The sequence below is a fragment of the Halomonas sp. BC04 genome (genome assembly GCF_000568385.1).
Genome location: NZ_AZQX01000044.1, coordinates 1 through 15,015 on the forward strand (window position 1 = coordinate 1; position 15,015 = coordinate 15,015).

The window sequence follows — 15,015 nt, forward strand, 5'->3', positions numbered from 1 at the left end:
TAACACCACCTTGTTTGTGGAATCTATAGTTGTTCGTAATGCGTACATATATTCGGAATACACACCGAGGTTACTGTGATCCGTTACGTGGCCAAAACCCGACTTTAGTCTTAAATCATGACTCAGGGGCAAAGGAATTAATGCCATTGCAGTGCTTGAAAGAATCTGTTCGCATATCGAACATCGATGCGTTATCGTCTCGCCGCCATCAAGCAGCGAAACCAGCAAGCAGAAGAGAAGAGGACTCCCCCGATGCAAGACGAGGGATTGAACCCCGATGATCGCGACTTCGTCACCGCCCTGGCCAGCGGCCTGGAGGTCATTCTGGCCTTCGACGAAGCGCATCCGCGCATGACGCTCAGCGAAGTGGCAGCGCGCACAGGAATGAACCGGGCCAAGGCGCGCCGCTTCCTGCTCACCCTGCATGCCCTGGGCTATGTCCGTAAGCAGGGACGGTCCTTCGAGCTGGCGCCCAAGGTACTTCAGCTCGGCTACTCATTTTTATCGGCCAACAACTACCGTAGCGTCATCCAGCAGGTGCTCGAGGATATTACGGCACAGATCGGTGAGTCAGCCTCATTGGGCGTTCTGGACGGGGACGAAGTCATCTATGTGGCCCGCTCTGCGGCGAGTCATCGCCTGCTGGCCATTACTCTCTCTGTGGGCACCCGCCTGCCGGCCGCCCACACTTCGATGGGTCGCGTACTACTTTCACAGCTGCCCGACAACGAACTGGATTCCTTTCTCCAGCGGATAACGCTGGAGCGCCACACCGACAAGAGCATCGTCGACAAGGCCGAGCTGAAGCGACGCCTCCTCGAGATTCGCCAGCAGGGTTATGCCATCGTCGACCAGGAGCTCGATTCCGGGTTGCGTTCTCTGGCGGTGCCAGTCTTCAATTCCAGCGGCGCCTTGCTGGGTGGTATCAATATCAGCACCAATGCCGCTCGCGTGGATATCGAGACCTTGCATCAACGCTACCTGCCGCTGCTGCAGGAAAAAGCCCGGCAGATTCGCACCACGGTGAGTTGAGCGGCGAACCTGCGGGCTTTTCTGCTGGCAAGGGTCAGTTGCTCGAGTGCCCATGCGCCGGAGCATCCCGCTCCAGATGCGCCACCCAGGATTCGATGTCGGGCAACCGCATGGCGGTATCCTCATAGAAATCGCTCATGTCCGGCAGCTCGTGGGCGATGCCCTTGTGGCAGGTTATGCAGGTCGCCTCTCCCTCGGCGAGCGTGGTCGAGTGTGCACGAGCCGCCCTCGAGCTCTGCATGGTAAAGTCCATCGAGTCGAAGTCGTGACAGTTGCGGCACTCCAGTGAGTCGTTGGCCTCGAGCCTCGCCCACTCCCTCTCTGCCAGCTCACGCCGCTTCGTCTCGAACTGCTCTTCGGTGCGAATGGTGCCGAAGATCCAGCCCCAGACCTCCTTGGAGGCCTCCATCTTGCGCGCCATCTTGTGGGTCCAGCCGTGGGGGACGTGGCAGTCGGCACACTGCGCCCCGACCCCGGAGCGGTTGACATCGTGGATGGTGCCCTGCAATTCCCGGTAGGGGTTGCGCTCCATCTCGTGACACGAGATGCAGAACTGCTGGGTATTGGTCGCCTCCACTGCGGTATTGAAGCCACCCCAGAAGAAGACCCCGGCGATGAAGCCACCCAGCGTCAGGAAGCCCAGGCTGAAATGCATGCTGGGGCGGGTCAGGATACGCCAGTAACTGGCCAGCCAGCGCTTCATTGGCCACCCCCCTCACGCCGCTCCCTGAGCATTTCGCCAAGCACCTCGTCGACGGTGAGAAAGGTGTTGGGAACGATGGGGCTGGCGTCTGTCTGGGGCACATGGCACTGGGTGCAGAAGTAGCGGTCCGGCGATACCGCCGCCAGCACCTGTTGGTGCCGGTCACGGAAGTGGCTGATGCTGACCATGGGCGCACCGGCCTGAACCGCTTCGCTGCGGCTGTGGCAGGTGAGGCAGCGGTTGGCCCGGGCATCGACCTGGTAGTCGCGAATACCATGGGGGATGACCGGCGGTTGCTCGGGATAGTTGAGCACCTCACGGCCGGCATCGCGGGGTTCTCCCGCCAGGGGAGGTGCCGGCAGAGACTGGCTGAGTGTGCCGCCCGGCCGCAGGCCATCCGGTGCCGAATCGTCCCGATGCTCTTCGGCGATTACCAGGCCGGCTACGACCAGCGCCAGCGCAAGACTGAGAAGTGTGAGCCATTTCATTGCATTTCTCCTTGCGTCTCGGCCTCAGGCCAGGCTGATCAGTTCCAGACGAACCGCGCACTTCTTGAAGTCCGTCTGCTTGGAGATCGGGTCCGTGGCATCCAGGACCACGTTGTTGATCAGCCGATTGGCATCGAAGAAGGGGACGTAGACCAGCCCCTGCGGCGGGCTGACCCGGCCCCGCGTCTCGACCCGAAGACGCACCTCGCCGCGCCGGCTGATCACCTTCACCTCGCTGCCGCGCCGCATGCCCTCTGCGCGGGCATCCTCGGGATGCATGTAGAGCAGGGCCGCGGGTACCGCGCGATGCAGTTCGGGGACACGGCGGGTCATGGAGCCGGTGTGCCAGTGCTCCAGCACCCGACCGGTCGAGAGCCAGTAGGGGAAGTCGTCGTCCGGCGACTCGGGGGGCGGCTCGTCGGGCACCGCAAAGATCAGCGCCCGATCGTCGGGCTTGGCGTAGAACTGCACGCCGCGTCCCGCTTCCACGTAGGGATCCAGTCCTTCACGGTAGCGCCACAGGGTTTCCTTGCCGTCCACCACCGGCCAGCGCTTGCCGCGGTTCTGGTGGTAGTTGTCGAAGTCGTCCAGGTCCTTGCCCTTGCCGCGGCCGAAGCGGGCGTACTCCTCGAACAGGCCCTTCTGGATATAGAAGCCGAACGCCTCCGCCTCCCGGTTGGCGTAGCCCTCCTCCATGTCCGAAAGCGGGTAGCGATCCACCTGACCGTTGGCATAGAGCAGGTCGAATAGCGTGCTGTCGCGATACTCGGGTGCCTTGTCGAGCTGCTCGGCCGGCCAGACCTCGTCGATCCGGATGCGTTTGGAGAATTCGACCAGCTGCCACAGGTCGGAGCGTGCCTCTCCGGGCGCATCGACCAGCTGGTGGAAGAACTGGGTGCGACGCTCGGAGTTGCCGAAGGCGCCCTCCTTCTCGACCCAGGAAGCGGCCGGCAGGATCAGGTCGGCGGCCTGGGCCGAGGCCGTGGGATACATATCGGAGACGATGACGAAGGCCTCGGGATTGCGCCAGCCCGGCAGGACCTCCTCCTGAATATTGGGCCCGGCCTGCATGTTGTTGCAGACCTGGGTCCAGTAGACCTTGATCTCGCCATCCTTGAGCTTCCGGCTCTGCTCCACCGCGTGGAAGCCCACCTTGCCGGGAATGGTGCCTTCGGGCAGTTTCCAGACCTCCTCGGCAAAGGCGCGGTGCTCGGGGTTGGTGACCACCCGATCCGCCGGCAGGCGATGGGCGAAGGTGCCCACCTCCCGCGCCGTACCACAGGCCGAGGGCTGGCCGGTCAGCGAGAAGGGGCTGTTGCCGGGCTCGGAAATCTTGCCGGTCAACAGGTGCAGGTTGTAGATCAGGTTGTTCACCCACACCCCGCGGGTGTGCTGGTTGACCCCCATGGTCCAGAAGGTCATCACCTTGGTGTCGGGATCGGCGTAGAGCTCGGCCATCTGCTCGAGCCGGCTCTCGGAGACGCCGGACTCCCGCGCCGCCCGTTCCAGGGTGAAGTCGGAGACATGCTCGGCAAACTCGTCGAAGCTCATCTCCGTCCAGCGGTTGGGGTCATCGGCGTTGGCGGCAGCCTGCTGCAGCGGATGCTCGTCGCGAAGGCCGTAGCCGATGTCGTCCGCGGCGCGGACGAAGTTGGTATGGCTGTCGACGAAGTCGCGATCGACCCGGTCGGTCTGGATGATGTGGTTGGCGATGTAGTTGAGGATCACCACATCGGCATTCGGCTTCATCACCATGGGGATATCGGCCAGGTCGAAGCTACGGTGCTCGAAGGTGGAAAGCACTGCCACCCGGGTATCGGGAAAAGAGAGCCGGCGATCAGTGACCCGGGTCCAGAGGATCGGGTGCATCTCCGCCATGTTCGAGCCCCACAGCACGAAGGCATTGGCATGCTCGATGTCGTCATAGACGCCCATCGGCTCGTCGGAGCCGAAGGTACGCATGAAGCCAAACACCGCCGAGGCCATGCAGTGACGGGCATTGGGATCGATGTTGTTGCTGCGAAACCCGGCCTTGAACAGCTTGCTCGCCGCATAGCCTTCCCAGATGGTCCACTGCCCCGAGCCGAACATGGCGATGCTTTCGGGTCCGTGGTCACGGATGGCGCTCTTGAACTTGTCGGCCATCAGGTCGAGGGCCTCGTCCCAGGAGACCGGCTCGAAATCGCCCCGCTTGTCATAGACCCCGTTGCGCTTGCGCAGCATCGGCTGCTGCAGCCGGTCCTGGCCGTAGAGGATCTTGGACAGGAAATAGCCCTTCACGCAGTTGAGGCCCCGGTTGACCTCAGACTGGGCATCACCGTGGGTGGCGACGATACGGTTGTTCTGGGTGCCCACCATCACGCTACAGCCCACGCCGCAGAAGCGACAGGGCGCCTTGTTCCAGTTGAGCTGTGTCAGTTCAGCATTGGTGATCAGGTTGCTGGCGCCAGCCGGCAGAGCCATGCCGGCGGTGGCAGCGGCAACGGCTGCCGCGTTGGCCTTGGCAAATTCACGACGGGTCAGCTTCATGTCGGCGTCCCTTCTGGTTCTTCGTCTGTTTCGTCAGCTTCAACAGCCATGTCGGTTTCATCGGCCGTTTCGGGGTCGAGCATCTGGTGATAGACCAGGGCCGCCCCCAGCACGCCGTGCCGGGCCTGAACCGCGTCGATCAGGTCGAGAATCCGCCTCTCCCGCTCGCTTTCCATCACCACCACGAGCTTGCCGGACGGGTCCTCGGCACGTATTTCACTGTCGGGCTGGGCAGCCAGCCACTGTGCCACCGTCTTGCACTCCTCCGGCCGGACATGGACCAGAAAACTGGCGATATGCAGGGCATCATTCGGCATGGGCCGTCTCCTCGCTTGTCATTGTGATGGCATTGTTGGGGCACTGGGTCTGGCAGGCACCGCAGCCGGTGCAGGCATCGAGATTCAGCCTCGGCCTGGGGGGGCGCCCCAGCTGCGGGGAAAAGACGATGGCGCGCCACTCACAGGCATCCTGGCAGCTCTGGCAGTGGATATCGGCCAGCGCCAGGCAGTGGGCTTCGATGCGTGCTCGCCAGGGAAAGGCGGTACGCCGGGTATCGAAGACCGGCTCCTCGCAGGCGTCGACGCAGGCGCGACACAGGCTGCAGCCTTCGTGCTCGAAACGGATTTCGGGATAGCCGCCGCCACCGTGGAAAAGCACCTGCTCGGGACAGGCGTCGATACAGGCTGAACAGCGAACGCATCGCTCGGTGAAGTCATCACCGGTCCAGGGAGGCCGCCGGATCGGGCCTTGTCCGCCAAGGGAGCGAAAGAACTGACGCCGCGTATTGTTGTTATCCCTCTTTTGCATACGGTCCTCTGCCTATGGTCATCAGCCCGGCGGGCCGGGTGGACCGGTGAAGGTCTGGTAGATCCACACGGAGAAGCCGAAGCCGCCGACCAGGGCTATCGCCAGGATCGGAAACAGCAGGATGGCGATGAAAAGGAACAGCTTGAGCTCCTTCTTCTTTCGCTCCTCCGGCGCCAAGGTATCCGGGTCTTCCATGCCACTCTCCCTCATTACCCGATAGCAGATTGTTGGTCACCCTGACTTCCAAGGTAGCTAATATTCCAACCCTGCCCGGCCTTGTTACAAAAACACAACAAGATGGGCCCGCCAGTTGGCGGGCCCGATACAGGAACGACGAGACAATTCGATCAGGTCTTTTCGGCGGCCCTGATCAATGCATCCAGCGCCGCCAGGTAGCCCTGGCTGCCCAACCCGGCGATCACGCCATCGGCACGCAGCGAGACATAGGAGTGATGGCGAAAGCTCTCGCGCTTGTGCACGTTGGAAAGGTGCACTTCGATAACGGTACCGTCGAAGGCGTTGAGCGCATCGAGGATCGCCACCGAGGTGTGGGTATAGGCGGCGGGATTGATGATGATCGCCGCGGTGCCGTCGACGCGGGCGGCATGGATGGCATCGATCAGCTCCCCCTCATGATTGCTCTGGCGGGAGGTGACGTCCCAGCCATTCATCGCCGCCTTCTCATAGAGGGCGTTGTTGATATCGTTCAGGGTCTCGTCGCCGTAGATCTCCGGTTGCCGGGTGCCCAGCAGGTTGAGATTGGGGCCATGCAGTACCAGTACCTTGTTCATCTCGTTCTCTCTCGTGATCGCCGCCCAGGTTGTGGCTGGGCCCAGGAGCCTGTCACTGGAAAGAGCCAGCATAATCAGGCAGAGTCGGCCATGTTCTTATCTTGACGGCTCGAGCAACCTCTGCCAGGCATCCATCACGGCCTGCCGATGCGCCTCGAAGGCCTCGCCATGACCGCGGGCCGATTCACCCGTCAATGAGGCGCGGTGAACGGCACTGCGATAGGCCAGGTAGGCCTCGCGCAGGCGCCGGCAGTCATCCTCGGGCAGCCGGCCGGTGGCCTCCAGGGTTTCGAGGATACGCATGTTGTCGCTGTAGGCCAGGAGCTCCGGGGTATCGCTGCCCATCGAGAGTACCGCGAACTGGCAGATGAACTCGATATCGATCATGCCACCGGCGTCCTGCTTCAGGTCGAAATCACTGGATCCCGCCTTGCTGCCCAGGTGATCTCGCATCTTGTGGCGCATGGCCACCACCTCCTGGCGCAGCGCTTCGAGGTCGCGCGGTCTCCCAAGAATCTCCTGGCGCACCGCATAGAAGCCCTCGGCCAGCCGTGGGTTTCCGGCCACCACCCGGGCCCTCACCAGGGCCTGGTGCTCCCAGGTCCAGGCCTGGCTGCGCTGGTAGTCGGCAAAGGCGGCCAGTGAGGTCACCAGCAGGCCGGAATTTCCCGAAGGCCGCAGGCGCATGTCCACCTCGTAGAGGGTGCCTGCCGGCGTCACCGCCGTCAGCAGGTGGATGATGCGCTGCCCCAGGCGGGTGAAGAAGACCGGTGTATCGACGGGGCGCGCGCCATCGGTGCTGCCGCTGGAGTCGGCATCGTGGACGAACACCAGGTCAAGGTCGGAGCCGTAGCCGAGTTCGATGCCGCCCAGCTTGCCGTAGCCGATGATCAGGAATTCCGGTTCGGCATCGGCCCGCGAGCCATCCCGGTGCACCGGATAGCCGTGCTTGCGCACCAGGTGCCGCCAGGCCATGGAGAGCACCGCCTCCAGCAGGACCTCGGCGATGTAGGTGAGGTAGTCGCTGACCTTCATCAGGTGGCGGGTGCCGGCGATATCCGAGGCGGCGACCCGCAGCACGTGGGCGTGCTTGAAGACCCGCAGCGCCTCGAGCTGAGCCTCATCGTCGTCTTCGGGAATACGGCCCATCGCCTGGCGCAGCTCATCGGCCAGTCGCGCCTTGTCGGCCGGGGTATAGAGCGTCTCGGGGGTCAGCAGTTCGTCGAGCAGCAACGGGAGTCGGGCCAGTTGCTCGGCGATCCAGGGGCTGTCGCCACACAGGCGCATCAGGTGGCTGAGGGCCTCGGGGTTCTCGCGCAGCAGCGCCAGGTAGGCGGTACGCCGCAGCACCGATTCGATCAGCGGCAGGACCCGCTCCAGTGCGGTATCCGGATTCTCGCTCTCGGCGACGGCGTTGAGCAGCATGGGCATCAGGGCGTCGAGGCGCTGGTAGCCGATACGCTGCATCGCCTGAACCTGCCGCGAATCGCGCAGCGACCCGATCCGACGCAAGGCCGTTTCCGGCTCGGAAAAATCGGCCTGCGACAGCAGCTTCAGGCACTCCTCCTGATTGAACTCACCCTGCCATAGGGAACGCCACGCCTCCAGCAAGGTGGCGCTCTCATCATCAGTGTCGTCACTCTCCCCGGCGTCCGCTTCCGGATCGGCGATCACCGCGTCGAAGTGCTGACGCACCCGTTCCCGCACCTCGTCGAGGCGGGCGATCACTGCCGGCCAGTCGGCCATGTCCAGCGCCAGCGTCACCCGCTCCCGGTCCTGGTCATCCACGGGCAGGCTCTGGGTCTGACGATCCTCCAGCGCCTGCAGGGCATGCTCCAGATCGCGCAGGAAGACATAGTCCGGCAGCAACTCCTCGACCACCTCCGGGGGCAGCAGCCCCAGGTCGGGCAGCCGCTCCAGTGCGGTCTTGAGCGAGGTCACCTGAAGCTCCGTGTCGCGCCCGCCGCGGATCAGCTGGAAGGCCTGGACCACGAACTCCACCTCGCGGATGCCGCCGGGGCCGAGCTTGATGTTGGCCTGCATGCCACGGCGCTTCACCTCGCGATTGATGAGCCCCTTCATCTCCCGCAGCGACTCGATGGCGCCGAAGTCGAGATACCGGCGATAGACGAAGGGCCGCAGGTTGGCCAGCAGCTCGCCGCCCGCCTCCTGATCCCCGGCCACCGGCCGGGCCTTCAGCAGGGCGTAGCGCTCCCATTCACGCCCCTGGTCCTGATAGTAGGCGGCCAGCGAGGCGAAGTTGCCCACCAGAGGCCCCCCATCTCCCAGCGGGCGCAGTCGCATGTCGACGCGAAAGGCAAAGCCATCGGCGGTCACCGCATCCAGGGCGGTGATCAGTCGCTGGCCCAGCTTGGTGAAATACTCCTGATGCTCGAGGGACTTGCGCCCACCCTGGGTCTCGCCTGTTTCGGCGTAGGCAAAGATCAGATCGATATCCGAGGAGAGGTTCAGCTCGCCGGCACCCAGCTTGCCCATGCCCAGCACCACCAGGCGCTGCTCGCTGCCGTCCCCACGCGCAGCGGGGCGGCCCCAGCGAGGCTCGAGGTATGTCTCCAGCCAGCCGAGGGCTCCATCCAGGCAGACCTCAGCAAGGTGGGAAACCGCCGCGCTGGTATGCCACATGTCCACGCCGGAAGGGCGTGTCAGGTCGCGCCAGACGATACCCAGCATGCGTGCCCGCCGAAACCGCCTGATGGCCGCATGCATGGCGGCCTCGTCATCGGCCGCGTCCAAACGCTCGCCCAGGGCGCTGATCAGCTCTTCCTTGTGGGGCGCCTGTTCCAGCTCCCCGCTGGCGTCCAGATGCAGCAACCACTCGGGATAGCGAACCAGGGTATCGACCACGAAATCGGAAACGGCCAGCACCCGGGCCAGCTGGCGCCGGCGTTGTTCAGCGAGCGCCTCCCAGCTCTCCGAGGGCCGCTCCTGCTCGGTCATCTCGGCGACGTTGTCAGCCTGGGCCAGGCTATCCCTCAGCCGTTGCCATGCCTTGCCCAGGGCGGGCCTGAGCACGGCGGGAATGTCGTCGTCGGGGAGGAAATCATCGGGAAGGGCCATGGGCAGCTCGCCTTGTCGCAGCTCGAATGCCTCCAGCATAACGAAGGCGAGGCCTTACCGGCACCCCACAGGTGAGCATGGTTCCGCTCAGCCCAGGAATTTCTGCCAGCTGAGCAGCCCCCAGGCCAGGCCGGCCAGAAGCAGCGACAGCATCACCGCCGCCGAGCTGATGTCCTTGGCCCGCCCCGACAGCTCATGGTGCTCGGTGCCGATGCGGTCCACCACACTCTCGATGGCGCTGTTGAGCAGCTCGACGATCAGGACCAGCAGACAGCTTCCCAGCAGCAGGATCCACTCCACCGGACCATCTCCGATCCACCAGGCCAGCGGCAGCAGAATCGCGCAAAGCGCCAGCTCCTGGCGGAACGCCGCTTCATGGCGAAAGGCCTGCTGCAGGCCCTTGAGCGAATAGCCGGTGGAGTCAATCAGATGGCGCCAGCCGGTGTGTCCACGCTTCATGATTCTCTAATTCCTGTCTTGGGCCCGGACGTGGGCTGGGTGATGGAAGGACCGAGATGTCAGTGTGACTCGATCATGCGTTCCAGATCCTCGGCCATGGGGTCGAGCACCTGGGCCCAGTTGAGCCATGGCGTCGTCGCGCTACCATTGACCAGCACGCTGAAAACGCCCCAGCGTCCGGAGAGGGTACGGAAGTAGCCGCTCACCGAGCGCACGGCGATGGGCTGGTTGAGGGTCCCGGTCTTGAGCATGACGTGGTTCTGAAAGGTGGACGATCCCCGCCGAATGAAGCGCGAAACCCCATTGGCCGGCGACTGGAAGCTGGCTACGAAGCTCGGAAACAGCGCCGTGCGATGAAACATGCTCTCCAGCAGGAGGTTGGAGCCGTGGGCCGAGGTGCGATTCTCGGTGGTCAGCCCACTGCCGCTGAGCATGATCAACGGCCCGTGATCGGGCAGGCCCGCCACGTAGTGCTCGATGGCATCGCCAGCCTGCAGCAGGGTGCTGCGCGGCGTATCGACCAGATTGAGCGCCAGCACATCGGCCATGAAGTTGTTGGAGTAGTTCATGGTACGCAGCAACAGCTCCTGCAGCGGCTTGCCATCCACTACCGCCAGGGTGCGGGCCCCGGCGGAGGGTTTCTCGACGCTGGTGGTATAGCCCTGGCGCACCGCGATCCCGGCCTGTTCGAGCATGGCCGCCATGGTGCGCGCCGTCTGCTGCGCCGGGTCGCTGCTGGCCCGGTAAACCTCCCGCGGCGAGGCGTTCAGCGATATCTGGCCGCGCAGCACCATGACATCCTCGCCCTCTCGAGTGACGCGTTCGGCATTGAGCTCGGTGCCGCTGTTGGCAGGGCGAGTCTCGACGTGGTTGTCGATACCGACGATGGTGGTCTGGCTGTCACAGCTGGTGATCTGCGCCGGCTGGCCGGCTGCCGAGCCGGGCGCCACGCTGACGCACCAGCTGCCGTAGTTGACCCCCGCCGACGAGAGCAGTGCGCTGTAGGCGTTGGCCGTCCGGGTACGCGCCTCGCAGCGGTCTGTCGTGATGCACTCCACGGGACCGAAGCGCCACTGGCTGACCACCAGTCGCCCCTCCACCTCGCGCACCCCGCGCTGATGGAGGCGCTGTGCCAGGCGCCACAGGTCCTCGGTGGTGAGTGCCGGGTCGCCGCCCCCCTCGAGGATCAAGTCGCCGGGGACGACGCCGTCGCCGTTGAGCCCGGCATCGCTCGCCAGCCGGGTGGTAAAGCGATGCTGGGGCCCAGCGATCCAACGCCGCCGCCGCCAGGTAGGCCTTGGTCACCGAGGCGGGCGACAGCTGGCGATGGGGCTCGATGGCACCCAGGACTTCGCCGCTATCGAGCAGCTTGGCTTCGGCACTGACCAGAAAGCCTCTCTCGAGCATGCGCTCCAGCTCCGGGAAACCGGAACCCGCCGCGCCCAGTGGCAACAGCAATCCAAACAACAACCCCAGCAGCAGGACAAGCCAACGCGACATGAGCAGACACCTCAATATTGGAATAACGTCGGGCCACCACCATGATCGGCCCGACACACCGCACTCAGTGTACGGATATGCGCGAGAACAGCTGGATCACCACGACGCCCGCGATGATCAGCGTGATCCCCAGCACCGCCGGCAAGTCCGGCCGCTGACCGAAGACCAGGGCACCGACCAGCGCCACCAGCACGATTCCCATGCCGGCCCATATCGCATAGGCGACGCCCACGGGGATGGTACGCAGCACCAGCGACAGCATGTAGAAGGCCAGCACGTAACCGACGATCACTAACAGGCTGGGCCAGAGCCGGGTAAAGCCCTCGGTGGCCTTGAGCGCACTGGTGGCAACCACTTCGGCCACGATGGCCAGGGCCAGATAGACGAACGCCATCTCAGCACTCCTCCTTCGATGCGACGGGCACCAGGCCCGGCGAATGCGGCAGTGAGACAGCAAGTCGCCACAAGGACTGACCACTGGCATGGTACTTCTGTTCAAAGGGCGTCAGGCAATTCGTACCGGGATCATGGGCTTCCACTGTGGCCTTCACCCCGGTGGCCTGCTCCAGCGCCAGGGTAAATTCCTCGACGTAGAGTCGCCAGTTGGAACGCAGTTCCAGCTGGCCCCCCAGAGCCGCGATCACCGGAAAGATGGCGTGGCCGTGCCAGCGAGTCTTTAGATGCGCCGACTTGGGGTAGGGGTTGGGGTAGAGCAGGTAGTGACGCGCAGGCTGCCAGCCGGCCTCCAGGGCCAGGCGCCAGAAATCCACCAGATCGGCACGTACCAGCAGGGCATTGTCGGGAAGCGCGCCGTGGTCGCGGGAGAGACGGTCGGCGCTGCGATCCACGCCGATGACCCGATGATCGGGAAAACGACTTGCCAGGCGCCGAGTGGAAAGCCCGACGCCGCAGCCGGCGTCAAGGATCAGCGGCGTCCCGGCCCCGCCCTGTGCCAGCCACGCATCCGCCTGCTCGAAGGCCGTGCGAGTGTGGTCGGCGATGGGCTTGCGCAGTGGATGGCGCAGGGCACGTTCGACGCGGCGGGCCAGGTCCCGGTGGGGGCCCGGCTGGTTGGTCACGATGTTACGGGAAGTGGCATGCATGCGGCATCGGCTACGACGATTGCGAAACCGACCATTCTACCAGCCATACCGCCGCTGGCGAGCCGCAAAGAGAGGCAGCGAAAATCAGCGTAAAAAAATGGCGCGCTCCGAAGAAACGCGCCCACATACCCACTCGTATGACTCAAACAGCAAGCCAAGGATAGCGCGGCAGCCGCCACACTTCAAACGTTTGTTTTATTTTTTGCATCTCAAAGGGCCCCGGGGAGCCCATGACGGGGTCCGGGACCGGGTGCTATGATCGCCAGTCTCATACCAATTACAGCCACTCGCACCAACAGCAGAACGAGGAAAGCGGCTTGTCACACTTACCGGTGATCGTCGGCATGGGCGGCGTCAACGCCGCCGGCCGTACGTCTGGCCATCAAGCATTTCGTCGCACCGTGATCGATGCCTTGCCCGACGACGACCAGCAGCAGCTCCTGCTGAGCCTGGCCGCACTGATGGGGCTGGGCAGCCATCGGGATGGCAGCTGGCACGACGCCAGGGGCCAAGCCGTCAGCGCCTCCCTGCTGGCTGAACAGTGCCGTGAGCGGGTCCTCGACCACACGCTCATCCGGCGCATCGAAGACCCGCGGTTCAATGACGACGGCCTGCCGGCCAACCGGCGCGCCAGCCTGGGGCTGGGGAGCGAGCTGGTTTTCCGTATTCGTCGCCGCCAACTGCCGGAACGCCTCCCGGCAACCTGGCAGGTTCGCGAGCTGGATCGTCATACCCTCGAAGTCACGGTGCCCCCCGGCGACCTGGACGTGATGCTGCCGGAAACCCGCCCGGCCCTGGTTCGGGCCGCCGGCCAGTTGCCCAGCGGCTTCGACCCCAGTCGCCACTATCGCAGCGTGCATCACCCTCGCGGCCTGTCGATGTCGATCTTCGCCGCCAGTGACTGCCTGGGCAGCAGCGGGCTGACCTGGGAGACACTGCGCGATCGCCTCGATCCTGACGAGGTTGCCGTCTATGCCGGCAACTCCATCGGCCAGCTCGACGACGAAGGCTGGGGCGGGCTGCTCAAGAGCTTCGTCTCGGGCAACCGCGCCACCTCCAAGCAGATGCCGCTGGGCTATGGCCAGATGCCCGCCGACTTCCTCAACGCCTATGTGCTGGGCAGCGTCGGCGGTACCGGCGCCGTGCTCGGCGCCTGCGCCAGCTTCCTCTACAACCTGCGCCTGGGGTGTGAGGATATTCGCAGCGGCCAGCGCCGTGCGGTGATGGTCGGCACCTCCGATGCTCCGGTAACGCCGGAGATCATCGAGGCTTTCGCGCCATGGGCGCCCTGGCCGACGACGAGAGCCTCAAGGCGCTGGACGCCCTGGAACTGCTGACCGATGCCGACTACCAGCGGGCCTGCCGCCCCTTCGCCCGCAACTGCGGCTTCACCATCGCCGAGGCCAGCCAGTTCATCCTGCTGCTGGACGACGCCCTGGCGCTGGAGGTCGGCGCCGAGATACTCGGCAGCGTACCGGGGGTCTTCGTCAACGCCGACGGCTGGAAGCGCTCGATCTCTGCCCCGGGCATCGGCAACTACATCACCCTGGGCAAGGCGACATCGCTGGTACGCGACATGCTCGGCGAGCAGGCCCTGAGGGAACGCACCTTCCTGCATGCCCACGGCACCAGCACGCCCAAGAACCGCGTGACCGAGTCCCATGTCTTCGACCTGATTGCCCGTGCCCACCATATCGAGAACTGGCCGGTGGTCGCGGTCAAGGCCTTCGTCGGCCACTCCCAGGGCAGCGCCGCCGGCGACCAGCTGACCAGCGCCCTGGGCAGCTTCGCCCACGGACTGCTGCCGGGCATTCCCACCCTCAACGCAGTGGCCGACGATGTGCATGCGGATCGGCTGCGCTTCTCTCGTGACCCCCAGGCATTCGACGCCGACGCCGCCTTCATCAATGCCAAGGGCTTCGGCGGCAACAACGCCACCGGCGTGGTGCTGTCACCGGCCGTCACCGAACGGCTGCTGACACAGCGCCATGGAGAAGCCGCCCTGGCGGCCTGGCGCGAGCGCCGCAAGGCGATACGCGAGGTAAGCAAGGCCTATCTAGACAGGGCCGACCACGGTCACTATCAGGCCCGCTACCGCTTCGGCGAGGGAGTACTGGAAGGCACTGAGCTCGATGTCAGTGCCGACAGCATCCAGATCCCCGGCTATGCACGTCCTGTCTCGCTGGTGGTGGACAACCCCTTTGGCCAGCTGGAAGAGTGACCCTGTGGCGAGGTTGACGTTGTCGTCCCAGCAACGGGCGGTTACCCTGAGCCCCCTTGAGAGTGGCAACTGAGCGGAGCGCCATGAAAATCGCGGTCTACCCGGGCACCTTCGACCCCATCACCCACGGCCATTTCGACCTGATCGAGCGCGCTTCGCGCCTCTTCGACAAGGTCGTGGTGGCCATCTCCGCCAGCCCCGGCAAGGGGCCGGCCCTCGACCTGGGAACACGCATCGCCCTGGCTCGCGAGGTCGTGGCGGAACTCGACAATGTCGAGGTCATCGGCTTTTCCGGCCTGCTGAC

The 15,015-nt window shown here is 64.6% G+C and carries 14 protein-coding genes and 2 pseudogenes; 4 read left to right on the plus strand and 12 right to left on the minus strand.

Translation table 11 applies throughout. The annotated features are described in order from the left end of the window. The first annotated feature begins 252 nt into the window (after positions 1–252). On the plus strand, positions 253–1,032 hold the full coding sequence (locus Q427_RS03450) for an IclR family transcriptional regulator domain-containing protein (RefSeq protein WP_043511031.1): 780 nt from the start codon (positions 253–255) through the stop codon (positions 1,030–1,032). Between the two features lie 34 nt (positions 1,033–1,066). Here Q427_RS03450 and Q427_RS03455 read toward each other — a convergent pair whose 3' ends face one another. The 10 genes and pseudogenes from Q427_RS03455 to dacB all read right to left on the minus strand — a co-directional run bounded on the left by Q427_RS03455 (position 1,067) and on the right by dacB (position 11,294). Then, positions 1,067–1,735 carry a NapC/NirT family cytochrome c gene (locus tag Q427_RS03455; RefSeq protein WP_043511033.1) on the minus strand — a complete coding sequence of 223 codons (669 nt, stop codon included), beginning with the start codon at positions 1,733–1,735 and terminating at the stop codon, positions 1,067–1,069. Further along, entirely contained in the window at positions 1,732–2,223 is a 492-nt protein-coding gene (locus tag Q427_RS03460; protein WP_043511035.1) for a nitrate reductase cytochrome c-type subunit, read from the minus strand. The genes Q427_RS03455 and Q427_RS03460 overlap by 4 nt, the downstream gene beginning before the upstream one ends. A 24-nt stretch (positions 2,224–2,247) precedes the next feature. Beyond that, complete coding sequence (gene napA / locus Q427_RS03465) at positions 2,248–4,752, minus strand: nitrate reductase catalytic subunit NapA (RefSeq protein WP_043511038.1); 2,505 nt, start codon at positions 4,750–4,752, stop codon at positions 2,248–2,250. After that, the gene (locus Q427_RS03470; RefSeq protein WP_043511040.1) at positions 4,749–5,069 is read right to left on the minus strand and encodes a chaperone NapD; all 321 of its coding nucleotides are present in this window, start codon (positions 5,067–5,069) and stop codon (positions 4,749–4,751) included. The genes napA and Q427_RS03470 overlap by 4 nt, the downstream gene beginning before the upstream one ends. Continuing rightward, positions 5,059–5,559 (minus strand): ferredoxin-type protein NapF, encoded by a 501-nt coding sequence (gene napF, locus Q427_RS03475; protein ID WP_043511041.1) that lies wholly within the window; start codon positions 5,557–5,559, stop codon positions 5,059–5,061. Before napF ends, Q427_RS03470 begins: the two co-directional genes overlap by 11 nt. 21 nt (positions 5,560–5,580) lie before the next feature. After that, a complete protein-coding gene (locus Q427_RS03480) occupies positions 5,581–5,754 on the minus strand; it encodes a periplasmic nitrate reductase, NapE protein (RefSeq protein ID WP_051496101.1) in 174 nt (57 codons plus the stop codon). Between the two features lie 152 nt (positions 5,755–5,906). Next, positions 5,907–6,350, minus strand: a complete 444-nt coding sequence (aroQ, locus tag Q427_RS03485) for a type II 3-dehydroquinate dehydratase (protein ID WP_043511042.1) — start codon at positions 6,348–6,350, stop codon at positions 5,907–5,909. Between the two features lie 96 nt (positions 6,351–6,446). Continuing rightward, on the minus strand, positions 6,447–9,428 hold the full coding sequence (glnE, locus tag Q427_RS03490; protein WP_043511059.1) for a bifunctional [glutamate--ammonia ligase]-adenylyl-L-tyrosine phosphorylase/[glutamate--ammonia-ligase] adenylyltransferase: 2,982 nt from the start codon (positions 9,426–9,428) through the stop codon (positions 6,447–6,449). A gap of 87 nt (positions 9,429–9,515) precedes the next feature. Continuing rightward, positions 9,516–9,887 carry a diacylglycerol kinase gene (locus Q427_RS03495; protein WP_043511044.1) on the minus strand — a complete coding sequence of 124 codons (372 nt, stop codon included), beginning with the start codon at positions 9,885–9,887 and terminating at the stop codon, positions 9,516–9,518. Between the two features lie 59 nt (positions 9,888–9,946). After that, positions 9,947–11,294 (minus strand): annotated as a pseudogene (gene dacB / locus Q427_RS28565) (D-alanyl-D-alanine carboxypeptidase/D-alanyl-D-alanine endopeptidase). Here dacB and Q427_RS33215 point away from each other — a divergent pair. After that, a complete protein-coding gene (locus tag Q427_RS33215) occupies positions 11,214–11,432 on the plus strand; it encodes a hypothetical protein (protein ID WP_231613373.1) in 219 nt (72 codons plus the stop codon). The pseudogene dacB and the gene Q427_RS33215 sit on opposite strands and share 81 nt — an antisense overlap. A 19-nt stretch (positions 11,433–11,451) precedes the next feature. On the opposite strand, the gene Q427_RS03510 is transcribed toward Q427_RS33215, so the two are convergent. Together Q427_RS03510 and trmB are read right to left on the minus strand one after the other, a co-directional pair. Beyond that, positions 11,452–11,781, minus strand: coding sequence for a DMT family transporter (locus Q427_RS03510; protein WP_043511050.1), 330 nt, complete (start codon positions 11,779–11,781; stop codon positions 11,452–11,454). A 1-nt stretch (position 11,782) separates the two neighbouring features. Continuing rightward, the gene (gene trmB, locus Q427_RS03515) at positions 11,783–12,490 is read right to left on the minus strand and encodes a tRNA (guanine(46)-N(7))-methyltransferase TrmB (RefSeq protein WP_043511051.1); all 708 of its coding nucleotides are present in this window, start codon (positions 12,488–12,490) and stop codon (positions 11,783–11,785) included. A 344-nt stretch (positions 12,491–12,834) separates the two neighbouring features. Between trmB and Q427_RS03520 the strand changes: the two are divergent. Together Q427_RS03520 and Q427_RS03525 are read left to right on the plus strand one after the other, a co-directional pair. Beyond that, a pseudogene (locus Q427_RS03520) lies at positions 12,835–14,711 on the plus strand (beta-ketoacyl synthase). An 83-nt stretch (positions 14,712–14,794) separates the two neighbouring features. Further along, the coding region (locus tag Q427_RS03525) for an adenylyltransferase/cytidyltransferase family protein (protein ID WP_043511054.1) at positions 14,795–15,015 on the plus strand (221 nt) is incomplete at its 3' end.